This is a genomic window from Longimycelium tulufanense (assembly GCF_014645795.1).
Classification (GTDB): Bacteria; Actinomycetota; Actinomycetes; order Mycobacteriales; family Pseudonocardiaceae; genus Longimycelium; species Longimycelium tulufanense.
The window spans coordinates 142,972-162,239 of the sequence record NZ_BMMK01000004.1; the positions used below are offsets into that span (position 1 = coordinate 142,972).

Below are 19,268 nucleotides of genomic sequence, written 5' to 3' on the forward strand. Positions count from 1 at the left end.
GGCCGTCGCGGGCAGAAGTCCCATGAAGAACACTCGGCCGGCTCTGCACCTCATCGACACTGACCTCATACCTGGCACGTCTGATTCACGGCGGACACGTTGCCCAACTCGGCGTTGTCGTAGTTGCTCACGCTCTTCTCGACCGCTTCGACCGCTTGCGCGAGTACTTCCTTGTACTTACGCAGCACGTACTCGGCCGACTCGTTGTCTCCACCGGCGGCCAGCTCGTTCTTCTCCGCCACCGCCTGCGCGATCGGACTACTCCCCAGTGGGGTTCGTCGCTGGACGACCTTCATCTGGCCAAGCATCCTGTCGACGCTGTCCTGGATGCGGGTCAGCGCGTCCTTCATCTTCTGGCCGGTGGCGGAGTCGACGGCGAAGCCGCCGGAGGAGGAGGCGGCGGCGGTCAGGCCACGCATGCTCTGCATCGACTCCTGGATGGCACCATGTCCATGGGCATCGGCATGACATCCCCCTCGAGGCAGCACAGACAGCCCAGCGGCGTCAGACGTTAGCAGTCGAACACGTTCGACGGAGCGGCCTCGAGCGAGGTTCGCGAAACGTGACAGGACGCAGATCACACCAGGTCAGAGTCGTTGTGGGCGGGGTTGGCGCGGTGGTTGGGAGCCTTGGGCCGGCCGACGATGAGATCAGCGTCTTTGAATCGCATTGCACCGCCTTTCTCCGGCAGCGTCTCACATCGACTTCCCGCGATTCCGGTACGGGCAACGGTATGCGGCTGCACCGGCAGATGGCAACACGCCTCCGAACCGTGCCGGACCAGCATCCGACCAGGTAGCGTGGACTGCCCGCGATCATCAGCAGATCAACTTCGCGCAATGTCCGGTTCGCCGGAAAACGGCTGGTGTTCAGCAGGAACTTACGTCAGCGTAGGTGACGGTGGCGTAGGTCGACCGTGAATTGTCATGCTGTTCGGCTGGGACGCGTCTGGAGGGAGGAAGCCGTGCACCAGTGGAACGCCTATGTCGCGCTTGGGGACAGCTTCACCGAGGGCCTGGATGATCCGGCCCCGACCGGGGATGGCTACCGGGGCTGGGCCGACCGGTTGGCGGAGCGGCTGGGTGAGCTGGAGCCGGGCCTGGGCTATGCGAACCTCGCGGTGCGCGGCAAGGTGCTGCACCAGATCGTCGAGGACCAGGTGCCGGAGGCGGTGCGCCTGCAGCCGGACCTGGTCACGTTCTGCGCCGGTGGGAACGACATCCTGCGCCCGGGCAGCGATCCGGACGCGCTCGCCGAGACCTTCGAGGCGGCCGTGGTCCAGTTACGGGGCAGCGGCGCGGACGTGTTGATGTGCACCGGTTTCGACACCAAGCAGATCGCGGTGATGAGGCACCTGCGGGGCAAGGTCGCCACCTACAACACGCACCTGTGGGCCATCGCGTCCCGCCATGGTTGCCGCGTGCTGGATCTGTGGTCGATGACGATCCTGCAGGATCCGCGGGCCTGGAGCGACGACCGGCTGCACCTGTCGCCGGAGGGTCACCGTCGGGTTGCGTTGCGTGCCTGCGAGGTTCTCGGGGTTCCGGTCGAGGATCGGTGGGACGCGCCGTGGCCGCCCCGGCCGACGCCGGACTGGATGGCGTCCCGGCGTGAGGACCTGCGTTGGGCCAGGGAGCACTTCGTGCCGTGGATCGGTCGCCGGCTGCGCGGCGAGTCCTCGGGCGACAACGTGGGGCCGAAGCGCCCCACGCTGACCCCGGTCGCCTGACCCCGCGGGAAACGCCGGACCGGCCGGCATCCGAGGTGGATGCCGGCCGGAGGGACTGGGCGGCTGCTCTTTGGTCCCCGTCGATCCCCCGGCGGTTCCCCCTCCGACTCCCCCGTCGAGCCACCCGTCGTCGCCGGTTCCGGTGGCCCGCAACCGGCGACCAGGCCACTATGTCAGCAATGTCGGAGCCCGGGCTAAACGTTCGCTAAACGCCGCACGTCCCGGCTGGTTCCGGGGTGTCGTCGGGGTCGTCGAGTCCCAGCCGGACCAACCTGTCGCGCGCTTCCTTGGCGTGAGCGGAACCACAGCGCTCGAACAGCTCCCGCGCCTTATCCCACTCGGTACGGCACTGCTCGAACTCTCGGCGGGCGTGGTGCACATCGCCCAACCCGAGTCGTGCGAATGCTTCGGACACCAGCATCCGATAGTCGAGTGCGAGGCGCAGTGCGCGCCGATAGTGCTCCTCGGCTTCATCCACCCGGCCCAGTGCGAGCAACACCTCGGCGAGGTTGGCCAGTGCCCGGCCCACCGCGTCGTCGTCCTGGGTCTGTTGGTACAGCTCCAACGACCGCCGGAGGTGGCCGACGGCGGTGGCACCGCGTCCCATCCGCTGTTCGCACAGCGCCAGGTTCTGCAGCTGGTTCGCTTCGGCGTGCAGATCTTTCAGACCACGGAAGAAGGCGATCGCCGACGTGATGCGCTCTTTCGCCTCCGCGTTGCGGCCGAGGCTGAGCAACGCGGAGCCGAGGTTGGCCGCCGCGACCGCGGCGCCGCGCGGGTCGTCCAGCTCCACCGCGATGTCGTGGGCTCGCGTGTAGTGCTCCAACGCGCCTTCGGACTGTCCGAAGTAGTCGTGGGCGACACCGAGGCCGACGAGCATCATGCCTTCGGCCGAGCGGTCGCCGAGCTGCCGGGCCGCGCGCAGCCCGCGTTGGAACAACGTCGTCCAGTCCTCCCAGCCGGATCGGATCGGTAACACGTTGAGCAGCAGGCGGGCCAGCTGCCAGACGTCGGCGAGGTAGGCGCCCTCGTCCAGAAAGCGGGACAGCGCCAGCAGATTCGGCCACTCGGTGTCGAACCACGCCACCGCCTGCTGTGGATCGGTGGGGGTGGGCAGCAGTTCGGCCGGGACGCACCCGGTGAAGTCGAGATCGTCGCGCACCGGGCGAATGAGGCGGCGCATCCGGTCGCACGCGGCGAGCTGGTAGTCGATCATCCGGCGGAGCGCGGTGGCCCGCTTCCCCACGGTCAGCTCATGGCGGGCGAGGTCGCGGGCGTGCAGCCGGAGGAGGTCGTGCGCGCCGAACCGGTCCGGCTCGGGCTCGGTCACCAGGTGCGCCGCGGCCAGTGCCCGCAGGTTGCTGCGCACCGTGCCGACGTCGGATCCGGCCATCGCCGCCACCGCGGTGACGGTGGCGGCCGGTCCGGGGTGCAGGCCCAGCAGCCGGAACGTGGCGGCCTGTTCGGCGGTCAGGTTGCGGTAGGAGACGTCGAAGGCGCCCCGGACGCCCACCCCACCGTCGGGCACGTCCAGCCCGGTCAGCCGGCGCCGCTCGTCAGCCAGCTCCGCGACCAGCTCGGCCGCCGGTCGGCCGGGGTGGCTGGCCAGGCGCGCGGCGGCGATCCGCAACGCCAGGGGCAGGCGGCCGCACAGCTCGACCAGCTCACGCACGGCGTCCGGTTCGGCGCGGGAGCGGGGCGCGCCAGCGGCGACGTCGACCAGCTCGACGGCCGTGTCCGGCGGCAGCTCCCCCACCACGAGCACCCGGGCGGCGTGCCGCACGACCAAGCCGTCCAGCCGACGCCGGCTGGTCACCAACACCAGCGATTCCCCGCCACCGGCCAGTAACGGGCGGACCTGCTCGGTGTCGCTGGCGTCGTCGAGCAGGACCAGCACCCGCCGGTCGGCCAGCAGCGAGCGGTAGAGGGCGGCGCGCTCGTCCACGTCGACGGGCTGGCCGGCGGCGGGCACGCCGAGCGCGGACAGCAGGCGGGCCAGCACGTCGCCGGGTCCACGGGGTGGGTTGACCGGATCGAAGCCGCGCAGCGAGGCGAACAGGCGGCCGTCGGGGAACTCGTGGGCCACGGCGTGTGCCCAGGCCAGCGCGAGCGCGGTCTTGCCGGCCCCGGCGGTGCCGGTGAGCACGCCCAGCGCCGGGGCGCCGGCCCGGCCCCGGTCGGCGAGGAGGTTGTCGAGGGCGGTCAGCTCGTCGGCGCGGCCGGTGAAGCCGCCGGGCGCCAGCGGCAGCTGGGCGGGTACCGGGGCCGGTCGGGGCAGCACACCGTCGGAGCCCCGGACCGCGTCCGGATCGGCAACGCGCAGGGTGGGGTCGTCGCGCAGCATCCGCTGGTAGAGGTCGAGCAGCTCGGGCCCGGGGTCGATGCCCTGGGCTTCGACGACCCGACGGCGAAGTTCCTGGTAGACCACCAGAGCGTCGGCGCGCCGGCCGGACCGGTGCAGGGCGAGCATGAGTTGGCCGACGAGGCGCTCGCGGTAGGGGTGTTCGGCGACGAGCGGGCGGAGCTCGGTGGCCAGGGACGCGTGCTCGCCCAGGTCGAGATCGGCCTGGATGCGGTCCTCCACCGCGCCCAACCACACTTCCTCCACGACGTCGAGGCCGATCCGGGCGCGCACCTGCGGCGGGAGGTCGACGAGGACGGGGCCGCGCCACAGGCCGAGCGCGGCGCGCAGCAGCTCGGCGCGGCGGGCGAGCGGGGCGCCGCTCGCCGCGGCCATCAACTCGCGGGCACGGTGCAGGTCCACGCGGTGGGAGTCCACGACCAGCACGTAACCGCCGCCCTGGGTGTCGATGCGGGCCCGGTTGCCCGGGTCGAAGGAGGAGAGCAGCCTGCGGAGCCGGTGGACGTAGTTGTGCACGATCGTGCGCGCCGAGGTTGGCGGACTGTCACCCCACAGCACGTCGATGACGCGGTCCACCGGCACGACCCGGTTGGTCGCCAACAGGAGAAGACCGAGCAACGCGCGGACGCCCGGCCCGCCCAACGCGGCCGGCCGGCCGTCCACGAGCACCTCGACCGGCCCGAGCAGGCGCAGCTCCAGCCCGTCCGGGCCGCTGGTCGTCCCCCTGTCCTCGACCACAACCAGCCCCCGAATGTCGCCTCGCGACGCGAGTCGTCGAGCACCGTACACGGCTTCCGGCCGCGCCGGGTCGTCCGCGCCACACTCGGCTTGGAGGTGATCACGCCCGTAGCCTTGTCCGCCGTGCACGTTGATCCCACGGTGCTGATGGACCGCGCGGCCGGCTGCCTGCTCGGCGGCGCGCTCGGCGATGCCCTTGGCGCGCCGGTGGAGTTCTTGCACCGGACCGACATCGACCGCCGCTACGGTCCGGGCGGGATCACCGAGCCACCGGTTCCGGCGTTGGTGACCGAGGACACGCAGCTCACCCTGTTCACCGCCGAGGGCTTCCTGCACGGCCTGGTGGAAGAGAACGGCTTCACCTGGCCGATGACCTTCATCTGGTTGGCGTGCCGGCGATGGCTGGTGTCGCAACAACGGGTCGAGCCGGCCGAGGGCGCCGGCGGCCTGCTGGCCGATCCCCGGGTTTACGCCTCCCGGCAGCCGGGTCTCACCTGCCTGCGCGCGTTGCAACGCCAGGAGATGGCGTCGATCGAACGACCGTGCAACGACTCCGAGGGCTGTGGCGGTCTGGCACACACCGCGCCGCTGGGTTTCTCCCCGCACGCCGAGATGGCGTACCGGCACGGCTGCGAGACGGCGGCGCTGACGCACGGGAGCCCGGGCGGATGGGCGCCGGGTGGGGCGTTGGCGTTGATCGTGCACCTGGTCGCGGTGCAGGGCCGCCCGTTATGGGAAGCGGTGGACCAGGCGACCGGGCGGGTCCTCGCCGATGACGAGGAAACCGGGCTGGCGCTGGCCGGGGCGCGCCGGCTGGCCGTGGCCGATCTGCGGGCCGAGCGGGCGGACCACACCGAGGGGACGGCTCCGTCGGCGGAGTCCGTGCGAAGGCTCGGCGAGGGCTGGCGCGCGCCGGAGGCGTTGGCGATCGCGGTCTATGCGGCACTGGTGCGTTACCAGCCGGCCAGGTTCCGCGAGGCGCTGCGGCTGGCCGCCAACCACTCGGGCGCCAGCGACACAACCGCGGCGATCACCGGGAACCTGCTGGGCGCCACGCACGGCACGGACGTGCTGCCACGATCCTGGTTGAACCGGCTGGAGCTGGCCGAGGTCGTCGCACAGCTCGGCAAGGACCTCGGGGCGGCGTGCACCGGCACGGATTTCGAGGCGGACCACTACCGGTTCACCTCCGCCACCACCGACGTCCCCTGAGCGTCACGTCGGTCGCGACGTAAGAAAGCTTGTGGAGTAAGGGAAACCGCGCGAGGACGGAACGCTTCCGTCCGGGAGAACACCGAGAAACGTGACCCGATCCGCCGTACGTCACGGTGAGACCCGGCCCGAGGTGGGTGGGTCTCACCGTGACAGAACCCGTCGCCTTCGCCAGCAGGCCCGGCTGGGTCCAACGGGCGGTGCCCGACGTTCCGGTGCGGTGTGGAACGGACGCTGCCGCAGCAGCCGACAGGTCCCCGGTCCGTTCGCCACCGCAACGGCACCTCGCCCGGCACGTTCCCGCTGGTCACCCGGACAGGTCGCAACCCCGAGCGCTTCGACGTGCGGCCCGTCCCCGCGCGGCCCCGGCCGTCACCGCCGTACCGGTTCAACCTCCCGGGCGGCAATGAACGGCGGCCGGGGGGACGGTGCGGAGAACGGTGACACGAGTGCGTTCTCCACGCTGTTGAACACGATGAAGATGTTCGACCGCGGGAACGGCGTGATGTTGCTGCCCGACCCGTGCATGCAGTTGGAGTCGAACATCAACGCCGAGCCGGCCGGACCGGTGAACTGCTCGATGCCGTAGCGGGCGGCGAGCACGCTCAGGCTGTCCTCGTCCGGCGTGCCGATCTCCTGCTCCTTCAACGACTCCCGGTAGTGGTCGGCGGGGGTCTCACCGACACAGGAGACGAAGGTGCGGTGCGAGCCTGGCATGATCATCAGCCCGCCGTTGTACGGGTAGTTGTCGGTGAGCGCGATGGAGATGCTCACCGCGCGCATCGCCGGCATCCCGTCCTCAGCGTGCCAGGTCTCGAAGTCGGAGTGCCAGTAGAAGCCCTTGCCCCGAAAGCCCGGCATGTAGTTGATCCGGCTCTGGTGGATGTAGACCTCGGAGCCGAGGAGCTGCCGCGCCCGGTCCAGCACCCGCTCGTCGCGCGCCAGCGCGGCGATCTTCGGGCTGATCTTGTGTACCTCGAAGATGGAGCGGACCCGCCTGGAGCCCTTCTCCACGATGGTGCGCTCGTCGTTGACCACCTCCGGGTCCTCGACGAGCCGGTTCAGCTCGGCGCGGAACTCCTGGACCTCCTCCGCGGACAACAGCCCCGGGATGGTCAGGAAGCCCTTGGCGTCGTAGCTGGTCAGAATGTCGTTGTCGATGGGGCCGGGCACGGGCGTGCCGTCCGGGCCGGGCCACACCACGGGGTCCGGTCGGCGCAGCATCGCGGGATGACCGTTGACCCGGGTCGGGTACTGGTCGTCCGGACGCACCGTGCCAGTCGTGCTCATCTCGACGGTGGTCATGCGCTCACTCCTTGGCGGCAAAGAGTTTCCGTTGCGGTGGAGCGGATGTGCTCGTCAGCCGACGGGCTGCGGGTCGTCGTCCTCCTTCACCAGGGGGTAGACGCCGTTCTCATCGTGCACCTCACGCCCAGTGACCGGAGGATTGAACACACAAACGGTGCGCATATCAGTCTTTGGGCGCAGCACGTGCCGCTCGTGGCCGTCCAGCAGGTAGAGGGTGCCGGGCGAGATCCAGTGCGACTCGCCGGTCTCCTGGTTGACCAGTTCCCCCTCACCCTCGACGCAGTAGACGGCCTCGATGTGGTTGGCGTACCACATGGCGTTCTCGGTTCCCGCGTAGAGCACGGTGTCGTGCATGGAGAAGCCGACCTTCTCCTTGGCGAGGACGATGCGGCGGCTACGCCAGTTGGGCGTCCGCACGTCGCGGTGCGTGCCCTCGATGTCGGCCAACGAACGAACGATCACGTTGTCTCCAGGGAAAGGATCTTCGGTGCGGTCAGGCGGCGACGACGCGCACGGAGTCGGCCAACAGGGCCAACCCGCGTTCCAGCTCCTCGTCGCTGATCGTCAGCGGCGGCATCACCTTGACGACCTCGCTCTCCGGGCCGGAAGTCTCCATGATCAGACCGCGGTCGAACGCCTCCCGGCACACCTGGTCGGCCAGCTCCGACTGCTCGAAGGACAGCCCACGGGCCAGGCCGCGTCCCTTGACGCGCATGCCGGTGTCCGGGTACGCCTCGGTGATCTCGCTGAGCACACGCTCGACGTGCTCGCCCTTGGCGAGGGTGCTCTTCTCCAGCTTGTCGTCGGTCCAGTAGGTCTCCAGCGCGGCGGTGGCGGTGACGAAGGCCGGGTTGTTGCCGCGGAAGGTGCCGTTGTGTTCGCCCGGGGACCACAGGTCCATCTCCGGGCGGAACAACGTCAACGCCAGCGGCATGCCGTAGCCGCCGATGGACTTGGACAGGCAGACGATGTCCGGGGTGATCCCGGCGACCTCGAAGCTGAAGAACGGACCGGTGCGGCCGCAGCCCATCTGCACGTCGTCGACGATCAGCAGCATCTCGTGCCGCTGGCACAGGTCGGCCAGGCCACGCAGCCACTCGGCGCGCGCGGCGTTGATGCCGCCCTCGCCCTGCACCGTCTCCACGATCACCGCGGCCGGGTGGTCGAGCCCGCTGCCGCTGTCGCTGAGCAGCCGGTCCAGCCACAGGAAGTCCGGCAGCTGGCCGTCCAGGTAACCGTCGTAGGGCATCGGCATCGCGTTGCCCAGCGGCAGCCCGGCGCCGCCACGCTTCATCGAGTTACCGGTCACCGACAGCGCGCCCAGCGTCATGCCGTGGAATCCGTTGGTGAAGCTGAGCACCAGCTGCCGGCCGGTGACCTTACGGGCCAGTTTCAGCGCGGCCTCCACCGAGTTGGTGCCCGTGGGGCCGGGGAACATGATCTTGTAGTCCAGTCCCCGCGGTTTCAGCACCAGCTCGTGGAACGCTTCCAGGAAACGTTTTTTCGCCACCGTGCTCATGTCGAGTGAGTGGGTGACGCCATCGGAACGCAGGTAGTCGAGCAATTGCTCTTTCAACGCCGGGTTGTTGTGCCCGTAGTTGAGTGAGCCCGCACCCGCGAAGAAGTCGAGGTACTCCTTTCCGTGCTCGTCACGCAACCAGCTTCCGGTCGCGGTCTCGAATACCGCCGGCCAGCTCCTGCAGTAGGAGCGGACCTCGGATTCCAGTGTTTCGAAGATGTTCACTTGCAAGCTCCGTCCGTCAGGGGCGGGCGGCGGCGGGTCAACTCGGGATCGGCCCGATCCGGTACAGGTCCTCCGCGGCGTGCCCGTCCGGGAACATCGCCGCGTCGAACAGTTCGCGGCGCTCGATGGTCGTACCCAGGTCCCGCGCCAACGCACTGAACAGGGCAATCGAGGCGGTGTTGTCGGCGGTGATGGTGGTCTCGAGGAACCGGACCCCGCGCTCGGCAAGGCGGGCGAGCAGGTGCCGCAGCAGGCGCCCGGCCAGGCCGTGGCCCCGTTGCTGGGCGTCCACCGCGATCTGCCAGACGACGAGCGTGTCGGGTGCGTCCGGTCGAAGATAGCCGGTGACGAACCCGGCGACGGTCCCGTCCACCCGCGCCACCGCCGAGGTCACGGAAAAATCGCGGCACCACAACAGATAGGCGTAGGACGGGTTGAGGTCCAGCGTCTGCGAATCGCGGGCGATTCGCCACATCTCGGCACCGTCGGTGGTGCCGGGCTGTTCGATGAGGACGCTGGGTGTCGCCGTTCCGCCACCAATTGCGCGGTCCGGTCGCTCTCCGGTCATGTCATGCGAACGTAACAGGAATAGCTTGGAACGCCACCCCCCGCGTACGACGACAGAGGCACTACCAGCACGTTCGCAAAAACCCCTGTGAGAAGGCCCACGTAACGGTGGAAGTCTGCGCGGCGATGTTGCTAGTCATGCACGCGCGCGGAACCCAGCCGGCGGTGCCGGCTGGGCCTCCTGCCGCGTCGCGCTCATCCGGAAGGTCTCTCGCGACGGGACGAACCGGACATTCCGAACCAACGACGCAGTGCTGGCGCCAACCCGCCTGCTCCGGGCGCCGCCCAGGCGACGTAACCGTCCGGGCGCAACAGGACAGCCGCCGTGCGGTCCAGGTCACCATTGGGCGCGATGGCGGTCACGATGTCAACACGGCCCGCCCAGTTCGCGGCCGTCGCGCGTAGTTCGGCGTCGTCGGCGAGGTCCAGCAGGACCCCGCGCGCCGGGTTCAGCAACGCGGTCGTGCTCGTCTTCCCGTCCGAAGTGGACAGTTCCACGTGCGGGATCCTGCGCCCGACCAGCGGGTGACCGTCCACACCGACGTCGTAGCGGATCTCGACAGCACTGATCATCCGGATCAGGTGGTCGTTCACCTCGGGTATGTCGAACAGCTCGCGCAGCATTGCCCGCAGCGGTTCGACCTGCGTCCCGTGGTACATCACGACTCCCTGGGCGCGGGTGTTGAGGAGCACGCGCGCGCCCACCGGATTCCGCTCGGCGTGGTAGGTGTCGAGCAACCCCGGCGAAGCCCAGCCGCTGAGTTCCGCGGCGAGCTTCCAACCCAGGTTCACCGCGTCCTGCACGCCGAGGTTGAGTCCCTGCCCGCCCGCCGGGAAGTGGACGTGTGCCGCGTCGCCGGCGAGCAGGACCCGGCCGCGCCGGTACTCGGTGACCTGGCGCGTCGCATCGCCGAACGCACTCACCCACAGCGGCCGTGCCGCACCGATGTCCTGCCCGGTGACGCGGTAGTGCACCGCGGCCACCTCGGCAAACGTGGGTGGCGCGGTGCGGCGACGGGGTGGCGTGCCGAACTCGTAGGGCAGGATCCGGTAGACACCGTCGCCCAGCGGGATCACCGCGTACAGCCCGCGCTCGTTCCGGGTGAAGGTCTGGAGGCCCAGGTCGATACCGGTGACGTCGGCGAGCAGGAACTCCGTGGTGGCGTCCGTGCCCGGGAAGTCGAAGCCCACCACCTTACGTACTGTGCTGCGTCCACCGTCACAGCCGACGAGGTAGGCGGCGCGTAGCTCATAACCGCCGTCGGGACCGTCGACCTGTGCGGTCACGCCCTCGTCGTCCTGCGCCAGGTCCCGCAACTCGTGGCCGCGCCGGATCTCCACCCCGAGCTCGCGCACCCACTCGGCGAGCATCCGCTCCGTCCGGTTCTGTGGCATGAACATCTGTCCCGGGTGCGCGCCGTCCAGCCGGCCGAAGTCCAGCGAGAGCGCGCCGAAGTGCCCCCACGACCCCACGACGGCAGGTCGCAACCGCTCCAGCAGGCCCCGCTGGTCGAGCACCTCCATGGTCCTGGCGTGCATCCCCAGCGCCCGCGCGTTGTCGTTCGGCGTGGTCAGCCGGTCGAGCACGACCACGTCAACACCCCCCAGCGCCAGCTCGCCCGCCAGCATCAGGCCGGTCGGGCCCGCGCCCACCACGACGACCCGTGTGTCCACTCGTCCCCCTCCTTAACGACGTTAAATTTAACAGTGTTCAGCCTGCCCTGAACGGCGTTAAGCTGTCAAGGCGTTTCCGGCGGACGAGCGGAGGGGCGGACAGGATGCGGCTACGGCGCGAGGCGATCGTGCGGGCGGCGTTGAAGCTGGTCGACCAGGTCGGCCTGGAGGGCCTCACGCTGCGCCTCATCGCCGACGAACTCGGGGTGCGCGCCCCGGCCCTGTACTGGCACGTCAAGAACAAGCAGGAGCTGCTGGACGAGATGGCCACCGTCGTGCTGGGCGACCTCTACCACCAGGTCCGGCCACAGCGGCCGGGCGAGACGTGGGTGGAGTGGATGGCCGACTTCGCCCGCAAGCTGCGCCGCACCCTGCTCTCCTACCGGGACGGCGCCCGGATGTGCGCCGGAACCTACGTCGCCGATCCACGCCTGGTCGAGGCCGAGGAGATCTGGCTGCGTGTGCTCATCGACGCCGGGTTCTCGGTGCAGGACGCGGTGGGCGGGGGGTGGACCGTCTACAACTTCGTCATCGGCCACACCATCGAGGAACAGGCGGTGGCCCCGCGACCGGGCGAGCTGAACGAGCAGTACAGCCAGGAGCGGCTACAGGAGCACCACAACCCCGACCGCTATCCGCTGGCCGCCGAGGCGAGCCGCTACACCTTCGACCCGGACAGCGCGGAGGAGCGCTTCGAGCACGGGCTGCGGCTCATCCTGACCGGGATGCGGCTGTCCCTACTCGGGCAGCACAACGCGCACGCGTAAGCCCGACCCAGGGGCGGGGCCGTTTCTTTCCGCACTTCACGAGCGTGCCGGGCCTATGTGATCCACAATCGACCACGCGACCCGCCCGCGACCCGCCTTGATGTGACCGAAATCTCACCACTCGCGCGATTTTCCGCGCCTACGGAAGAATTCCCAGCTTCCCTTGACCAACACGGCCCCCGCCCTCTCCGGGGGCTGACGCCCCGCGTCCAGCGTAGGGGGCGAATTGCGCAGGTCAAAACGGGTGTCCACAGGAAGGATCCGTTGTCCCCAACGCCCGGAAAATCACTTGACAGCCGGCTCGGGGTCTGCTCGCCCAGCTCGAGAAGTGGCCGGGCGCGCGACGGGGTTGGTGGCGCGGCGTCGGGTGGAGGTACCGGGGGGGCGGTTCCCCCTGCGTCGAGGTAGGCAGGTCTGCCGGCTCGGCCGCCGAGCGGCGTCCTCCTTCGAGTCGCGCTCCGGCGCGCCACCTCCGCACGGTGCAGCACCTTGCCGGGCAAGGGCCGGCACCGCTGCCCGCCGCGTTGACGAGGCGCCATCACGGGATTCGGCGGCCTGCGGCTGCCCGCCTGCGCACCGCTCCCGAGTGAGTGGCCCGGCGGTGAAAGTGCCCGGTAGGCCGGAGGTTTCCGGATGGGTTTCGCTCGTCAGCCGGCCGCGCGCGAGCGTGCCCAGAGGTCGATACCGCCGTCGACCGCGTGCTTGTCGATCTCGATCAGCACGTCGTCGGTCAGCGGTGGGCCGTCGAGGGCGGCCAGGTTCTCCTCGAGCTGGGCGACGGAGCTGGCACCGATGAGCACGGAGGTGACCCGCGGGTCACGCAACGCCCAGGACAAGGTCAGCTGCGCCAGCTTCTGCCCGCCGCGTCCCGCCACCACGTTCAGCGCCCGCGCTCGCGCGACGTTCTCCGCGCTCAGGTACTCCCGCCGCAGCGAGCCGTTCCGGCTCCCCCGGGAGCCCGCGGCCAAGCCGTCGAGGTACTTGTCGGTAGCAGCTCCTGGCCGAGCGGGGAGAACGCGATACAGCCGGCGCCGAGCCCGGCGAGCGTGTCCAGCAGCTCCTCCTCGATCCAACGGTTCAACATCGAGCACGAGGGCTGGTGGATCAAAAGCGTGATCCCGGCCTGGCACAACATCTCGGCCGCCTACCGTGTCCTGGCCGGCGAGTACGACGAGACCGCGATGTACAGTGCTTCCCTTGTTGCACCACAGAAACGAGTGCGCCGACAGTCTCCTCCGACAGAGTCAGCAGGTCGGAACGGCGCGGGTCGAAGATTCCGACGTAGAAGATCGCATCCGGCGCAGGAGAAGTCCAAAGAGGACATTGATACCCGCGTGATCCCCATTCACCGAAGGGAACCGGGTGCATCCTGTACTCGGCTGTCGTGGAGATGGCTAGCTCGTGAGGGTAGGGCCACAGGTTCCAGCGCAGCATGCGACCAAACTTCCACTCCGCCGTGCCCAACGGAGGACCTCAGTATGTGGCCCAGTCGAAGTGCATGACTCCGAAGTCGAAGGCACGAAGACGATCGAACGTCGCGTCTCATGTGGACGGGCGTCGCCGAGATTCTCCCGAGTAACCAGGGAAAATCACCGAAAGGTCGAGGCCGCTACGACCGCACTCGCGATACCTCATGCGGTCGTAGCGGCCCCCGTCAGCTTCGGATGGCTCGACTTGCCCTGATGGTCGACTCGCGGGAAGACGGCTTCACCGCAACCCCGCCGACAACCACCGTCACTCCACACTGAGGTGCGGCTTGGGAACGTGGATGGTTCCGCCCGACAACAGGGTGTTCCGGTTGTCCACGTTGCTGAACGTCAGGTCGAGGGGAAGCAGCCCCAACAGCGGGGCGATTCCGGGGTTGTCCCCACTGATGTCCATCCGCAGGGGCAACGGGCCGATCTGCGGCGGCAGCGGGATGGGACCGACCGCCGCGAGCGTGCCGACCAGCCGCTCCGTGTACAGCGTGACCGGACCGGGACCGATCGTGGTGACCGTTCCCTTGCCGGCCCGGATCACCAGCTGCTTCCCGTTGCCGTAGTCCGATGTCATGACCATGTCATGAATGTTGATGCCGGCGGCCTGGAACTCGATGACCTTCACCGGCTTCCCCTGGACCGTCACCGTCTTCGGCCCGATGAAGCGAAGCTGCTTCAGCTCCAGCTTGGGGGTCTGCAGGGTGAACGCGTTGCCGAAGGGCTGCATCTTCTCCCCGCCCTCGGGTGGCGGGGCCGGCGTCGGGGTCGTCGGGGACGAGGGTTCGGTGGACTCCGTCGGCGCACCGGACGTCGGCGCACCGGACTCCGATCCCGACGGGGACGGCTTCCCCGGCGTCCCGCTCGGTGTCGGGGTTGGCCGCGTCGACGGTGTGCCGGCGTCGGTCGTCTGCGTCGGCTTCGGCCACGGCCACCACCAGTCGTCCGACTGGGCGTGCGCCGGCGTGACTCCGGTGGCCACGACCAACGCGCCCGCGGAGGCGATGACGCCGAGCAGCGTCAGGCCGGGTGGCATCCGCAGTCGCCCGGTCGGGCGCCGGTCGCCCGGTGCCCCGCCGCCATCCTCGTCCCGGCCCCGGAGACCACCGTGGGAGATGGTCTGGCCCTGCCCGCCGGCGGTACCACCGGGGACCTCGTCGGGGGGCTCGGCCTCGGTGGCCTCCCGCTGCGGAGCCGCCTGCTCCTCGCCGGCCCGGACGATCGTCTCGGTGATCTCCTCCTCGGTGGTCGGCCCGGGCACCCGCTCCAGCGGGGTGGTCCGCGCCTCCTCCAGGACGACGGTCGGCGCCGCCGGGACCCTGCGCCGCGGCCGCTGGGCAGCGGGCTTGTCGGTCCAGGCGAGGGCCAACGCCCCGCCGACGATGCCGAGCACCGTGGCGATCAGGAAGCCGCCGAGGTTCGCGGTGACCACGGCGGCCAGCGACAGCAGGATCGTGGAGATCCCGGCGACCAGCCGGTACTGCGGGCGCACCCACAGCGACACCGCCGCGGCCAGCATGACGAACCCGATCAGCAGCGAGGAGACCCCGCCGACGGTGCTGATCGAGATGATCAGCTCACCCAGCTTGATGGTGCCGAACGGCAGGTAGAGCAGCGCAAGGGCACCCAGGGCGACGAGCAGGCCGGCCCAGAACGGGCGGCCCTGCCGCCAGTCCCGGAACCTGGCCCACGCCGTGCCCACCCGGGACCGGGCGCCGCCCAGCCGCGAGTGCCCCGCGGCCCGCCCCGTCTTCGGAGCGGGCCACCTGGGGTTGTGCACGGTCATCAGAAGCACTCGCTCTTGCCGGGGATCACCTTCAGCTGCAGGCCCTTGACCCGCAGCGTGCCCGCGGTCAGCTTCCAGGCCACCTGCTTGGCGGCGGTGACCTCGACGGTGTCGCCCTGCAGACCGATGCCGCCGGGGGTGCCCTTGGCACCCTCCGGACCCTTTGCGAGCTGCCCGGCGTCGACACCGACCTCCAGGTTGCCCACGGTGAAGGTCTCACCGTTGAGGTCGACCAGGTCCAGCACGAAGTTGTCCATCTGGGCGGCACCCTTGCCTGCCGCGGTCATCTTGATCGTCTGGGTACCGACGACGGGAAGGTCCACCACACTGGTCTGGCAGAAGTCGTCCGCCGTGGCCTTGCGCATCGCGTTGACCGCGACGGTGTGCGCCTGCCCCTCGCTGCCGTGGTCGACGGAGGCGTACTGCACGAAGCCAGTGCCACTGAGCTTGCTCGCCGAGGCCTTGAACGTGGTGCCGGCGACCGAGATGTTCGCCGCGAGAGCACCCTGTTGGATCCCGAACAGCAGCACGCCGACACCGAGCCCACCGGCGGCAGCGGCGGCCAGGAACCGACCCCACCGAGTTCTGCCGCGGGCGTTCGACTCACCCATGCAATCCTCCTCGTTCCGCGCAACGTGTGTTGATCGCGGCGGGTGGCCCCGCACGTACCTTCCTTCGAAGGGACGCGCTCCGCCGGTCGGCGTGACGAGCTTCACCCAAGCCGGGCAAGGGCACAAGAGTTTACGGACGAGTTTCGTTCTGAATCGTCCAGGAGGGCCACGCGACACGACCCTGACCAGCACCATCACCATGACAGGTGAGTGAGGTCACACCGACCGGTCGGTCTGTCACTCACCCATGAGTGGTAGCCGAGAAAAGGGACGGGAAACGACCCAGCCCATCATCAACAGGGCTTATCGCTCTCCTTGTCAACCAATTGGACTAATTCATCGCGGAAAACAAGATCAAAGCATCGGTTGGCCGACGTTTTTTCGATCGCCCCGACGACACTCGATCAGGCGAGAGCCCCGGGGCCCCACGCCGTACGAGGCCCAGGCCGGCACGGTTACGGAGCGGCGGCCCACCTCGCTCGCTGCGTCCACCCCGCCCACGCGCCCCGGGCAACGCCCTCGGCGGAGGGCCCTGGGACCACCGACCAACCCACTGCAGCCGTACCGCTGTCCGCGCGGTTCTCCGAAAGGTTCGGCCTGGCATCCACCAACGCGGTGAGGGCCCATGACAGCCTCGACGTAGCGACCTGCTGTGCCCAGCACCGGCAAGCACGCGACAACCACACCCGCCCAGTGCTCAGCCGGACTCCGGAATGGCCCACCTGCCGGCCTGACGGTCACCTCCGCGCCGGGGTGACGCCGTTCTCCAGGCCCGCCGGCGTCTCGTTCGGCGCGTGGGGCCCGTTGGTACGCGCCGCGATCTCGCCGATCTGTTCCTCGAGCCGACGGCGGGTCTCGTCCAGCTCGCAGCGGAGCAACGCGATCTCCTCCACCGAGGTGCGGACCTCCTCCTCAAGGTGGCCGATCTCGCTGCTGAGCTGCAGCGACACCACCAACAGGACCAAGCCCGACAACAGGAAGACCAGATTGGCCGCGGTGAGGATGCCGGTCGCCCGCGCCAGCGCCTCGGCCACGCCCGGGAAGACACCGAAGATGACGACGCCGAGGCCGACGAGCAGCCACGCCCCGGCGTACTTTTCCCGCAGCTTCCGGCGCCGCATCATCTCCACGACGATGACCAGCACCGCAATCGCGACAATGACACTCAGCAGGCGCCAACCAGGCACGACGACCTCCTGTGGTTGGGTGGGCCTGGACCGGTCCTAGACCGAGTCCGACGCCGACAGCGACGGCCTCCGCCGGACCAGCGCGAGCAGCAGCGCCAAGCCCGCCCGGAAAAGGTACACGGCGGCGCGGACAGGGGTCTGGCTCGGCGTACCCCCATTGCGGACCCGCATCTCGACCGGCACCTGGCGCACCGTGAACCCAGCCCGCATGGCAATGACCAGCGACTCCACCGTGTCACCCAGGTACTCGGCCGGGTAATGCTGGGCGAACAGCCGAACTGCCCGGGGGCCGGCCGCGCGGAAGCCTGAGGTGACGTCGGTGAGCCTGGTGTGGGCCAGCCTCGACAACGCGAAGGCCAGCACCCACATCGCCCACCGTCGCGGCCCCTTGGCCACGTACGACCCGCGCCCGGCGAACCGGGCGCCGATCACCAGGTCGGCGTCCTCGAGCTGCTCCAGCAGCTCGGCCACGTTGCGCGGGTCGTGCTGCCCGTCCGCGTCGACCTGGACCACGACGTCGTAGCCACGGCGCAGCGCGTACCGGAACCCGGTCCGCATGGCGCCACCCACACCAAGGTTCACAGCGAGCCGGGCGACCCGCGCCCCGCCGGCCCGCGCACGGTCGGTGGTGGCGTCCGTCGAGCCGTCGTCGACCACGAGGACGTCCGCAGTGGGCAGGTGTTCACGGACCTCCGTGACGACCTGCTCGACGTTCTGCTCCTCGTTGAGCGCCGGGAGAACGATGAGCACCCGACGGGTGTCGACGGCAGCTGTGGACACGACATCCACTCTAGCGGCCGCCCTCCGGAGCCTCGTCGCTACCGTGCGGTAGTCGGGACGGGCCTGCGTCGTGCCGCAGCACGCAAGCGACCGCGACCCCAAGCCCCAGGGCCGGCGCAAGCACCAGGCCCAGGACCGCCCGAACCAGCGGGGTGGCCGGCCACGCGACCAGCACTACGGCGCTGGTGGCCGCAATGACCGCCCAGGTGAGCAGCACGCGGTGCACCTGTGTCCGGGCGATCAGCACGGCACAAAGCAACTGGATCGCTGTTAGCAGGACCGAGGAGGCCAACAGGCCGCCGGCGGCCCACGCGTCCACGTGGTACCGCGGACCGAGCAGGAAACGGACGCCCCACGGACCTACCAAGGCACCCAGGACAGCTCCCACGGCGGCGATCAGGATCGAGCCGACGATTCCCTGGGCCAACAACACGCGCAGGCGGTGCCGGCCATCATCCGAATGCGACAGTCGTACTACCAACGGCACGGCCATCGCCTGGAGCGGCGACATCAGGAGCAACGGAAACCGCAGGATCATCAGCGCGGCGAACAGCGCCCCGAGCGGGGTCAGGTCGCCTCCCGCCAGCAGCCGGACCATCGCCGGATAGCCGGTGATCACCGTGGCGGTCAGGCCGGCGCTCGCCATCAGGACCACCACGCGCTGTGTCACACCGCTCCAGCGCTCACCGGGGATGTGGCGGTCCACCGCCGTAGTGGCCGGCCGGACAAACAACAGCCAGGCGAACGACCCCACAGCTACCGTGATCGCGGCCGGCACCACCCCCACCACGGGCACCAACCCCGTTACGACCGCGAGGACCACCGCGCCGAGCAGGACCAACCGTAGCCCGGCCTCCGCCACGATCAGGCCCCCGTAAAAGCGGACTCGGTGCTGGCCCATCAGCAGGCCCCGCACCCCGTACTGGGGAGCGAACGCCACGCCGGCGACCCCCGCGACCACCGCCAGAGCGCCGTACCCGCTGAACAGCCTTTCATTCATTGCGGGCACGAGGATCAATAGCCCGAACACGGCCGCGGCCGCGGCACCAACGGCGACCGTGCGAAGGACGGTCGCGCCAGCCCGCTGTCCGTGCACCGCGGCGAGCGCGGCCTGTCTCGAGGTCTCCTGCTCCAGAGGGGCCAGCGTCGCGCCGACGCCAAACACGACACCCCAGAAAGTCATGAAGATCGCGTAGTCCGCCGGAGAGAGAAGCCGGCCCACAGCGATCAGCACGACATAGCCGAGCCCGACCGCCACGAGCAAGGCGATACCTACCGTCCCGACCGAGCGGCCGACAGCGGGCATCTCGGTACCGGACACGCTAGCC

General features: G+C 69.6%; 15 protein-coding genes and 1 pseudogene. 3 read left to right on the forward strand and 13 right to left on the reverse strand.

Annotated features, from left to right (window positions below):
• Positions 1 to 65: 65 nt before the first annotated feature.
• Positions 66 to 428, reverse strand: coding sequence for a hypothetical protein (locus IEY55_RS06815; protein ID WP_189055095.1), 363 nt, complete (start codon positions 426 to 428; stop codon positions 66 to 68).
• Positions 429 to 964: 536 nt separating this feature from the next.
• On the opposite strand from IEY55_RS06815, the gene IEY55_RS06820 reads away from it, so the two are divergent.
• Positions 965 to 1,729, forward strand: a complete 765-nt coding sequence (locus IEY55_RS06820) for an SGNH/GDSL hydrolase family protein (RefSeq protein ID WP_189055096.1) — start codon at positions 965 to 967, stop codon at positions 1,727 to 1,729.
• A gap of 205 nt (positions 1,730 to 1,934) precedes the next feature.
• Here the strand turns inward: IEY55_RS06820 and IEY55_RS06825 are convergent, their stop codons facing one another.
• Complete coding sequence (locus tag IEY55_RS06825) at positions 1,935 to 4,958, reverse strand: AfsR/SARP family transcriptional regulator (protein WP_229686128.1); 3,024 nt, start codon at positions 4,956 to 4,958, stop codon at positions 1,935 to 1,937.
• Here IEY55_RS06825 and IEY55_RS06830 point away from each other — a divergent pair.
• Positions 4,953 to 6,041: an ADP-ribosylglycohydrolase family protein gene (locus IEY55_RS06830; protein ID WP_229686129.1), complete on the forward strand. Its 1,089-nt coding sequence runs from the start codon at positions 4,953 to 4,955 to the stop codon at positions 6,039 to 6,041. The genes IEY55_RS06825 and IEY55_RS06830 overlap by 6 nt on opposite strands.
• 372 nt (positions 6,042 to 6,413) lie before the next feature.
• Here IEY55_RS06830 and thpD read toward each other — a convergent pair whose 3' ends face one another.
• From thpD to IEY55_RS06855, 5 genes are all read right to left on the reverse strand, one after another.
• Positions 6,414 to 7,346 (reverse strand): ectoine hydroxylase, encoded by a 933-nt coding sequence (thpD, locus tag IEY55_RS06835; RefSeq protein WP_189055098.1) that lies wholly within the window; start codon positions 7,344 to 7,346, stop codon positions 6,414 to 6,416.
• Positions 7,347 to 7,400: 54 nt separating this feature from the next.
• Positions 7,401 to 7,811, reverse strand: a complete 411-nt coding sequence (locus IEY55_RS06840; RefSeq protein ID WP_189055100.1) for an ectoine synthase — start codon at positions 7,809 to 7,811, stop codon at positions 7,401 to 7,403.
• A 31-nt stretch (positions 7,812 to 7,842) separates the two neighbouring features.
• Complete coding sequence (gene ectB, locus IEY55_RS06845; protein WP_189055102.1) at positions 7,843 to 9,093, reverse strand: diaminobutyrate--2-oxoglutarate transaminase; 1,251 nt, start codon at positions 9,091 to 9,093, stop codon at positions 7,843 to 7,845.
• A gap of 37 nt (positions 9,094 to 9,130) precedes the next feature.
• Complete coding sequence (ectA, locus tag IEY55_RS06850) at positions 9,131 to 9,661, reverse strand: diaminobutyrate acetyltransferase (RefSeq protein WP_189055104.1); 531 nt, start codon at positions 9,659 to 9,661, stop codon at positions 9,131 to 9,133.
• 194 nt (positions 9,662 to 9,855) lie between these two features.
• Positions 9,856 to 11,334 carry an FAD-dependent monooxygenase gene (locus IEY55_RS06855; protein WP_189055106.1) on the reverse strand — a complete coding sequence of 493 codons (1,479 nt, stop codon included), beginning with the start codon at positions 11,332 to 11,334 and terminating at the stop codon, positions 9,856 to 9,858.
• 104 nt (positions 11,335 to 11,438) lie between these two features.
• Here IEY55_RS06855 and IEY55_RS06860 point away from each other — a divergent pair, with 104 nt between their 5' ends.
• A complete protein-coding gene (locus tag IEY55_RS06860) occupies positions 11,439 to 12,101 on the forward strand; it encodes a TetR/AcrR family transcriptional regulator C-terminal domain-containing protein (protein WP_189055108.1) in 663 nt (220 codons plus the stop codon).
• Positions 12,102 to 12,748: 647 nt separating this feature from the next.
• On the opposite strand, the pseudogene IEY55_RS33205 reads toward IEY55_RS06860, so the two are convergent.
• From IEY55_RS33205 to IEY55_RS06890, 6 genes and pseudogenes are all read right to left on the reverse strand, one after another.
• A pseudogene (locus IEY55_RS33205) lies at positions 12,749 to 13,236 on the reverse strand (aldo/keto reductase).
• Positions 13,237 to 13,835: 599 nt separating this feature from the next.
• Positions 13,836 to 15,362 carry a DUF6114 domain-containing protein gene (locus IEY55_RS06870; RefSeq protein ID WP_189055110.1) on the reverse strand — a complete coding sequence of 509 codons (1,527 nt, stop codon included), beginning with the start codon at positions 15,360 to 15,362 and terminating at the stop codon, positions 13,836 to 13,838.
• Positions 15,362 to 15,973 (reverse strand): DUF6230 family protein, encoded by a 612-nt coding sequence (locus tag IEY55_RS06875; RefSeq protein WP_189055112.1) that lies wholly within the window; start codon positions 15,971 to 15,973, stop codon positions 15,362 to 15,364. Before IEY55_RS06875 ends, IEY55_RS06870 begins: the two co-directional genes overlap by 1 nt.
• A gap of 737 nt (positions 15,974 to 16,710) precedes the next feature.
• Positions 16,711 to 17,160, reverse strand: coding sequence for a DUF2304 domain-containing protein (locus IEY55_RS06880; RefSeq protein ID WP_189055114.1), 450 nt, complete (start codon positions 17,158 to 17,160; stop codon positions 16,711 to 16,713).
• A gap of 36 nt (positions 17,161 to 17,196) precedes the next feature.
• Positions 17,197 to 17,940 carry a glycosyltransferase family 2 protein gene (locus IEY55_RS06885; RefSeq protein ID WP_229686131.1) on the reverse strand — a complete coding sequence of 248 codons (744 nt, stop codon included), beginning with the start codon at positions 17,938 to 17,940 and terminating at the stop codon, positions 17,197 to 17,199.
• 10 nt (positions 17,941 to 17,950) lie between these two features.
• Positions 17,951 to 19,261 carry a lipopolysaccharide biosynthesis protein gene (locus IEY55_RS06890; protein WP_229686132.1) on the reverse strand — a complete coding sequence of 437 codons (1,311 nt, stop codon included), beginning with the start codon at positions 19,259 to 19,261 and terminating at the stop codon, positions 17,951 to 17,953.
• Positions 19,262 to 19,268: the final 7 nt, after the last annotated feature.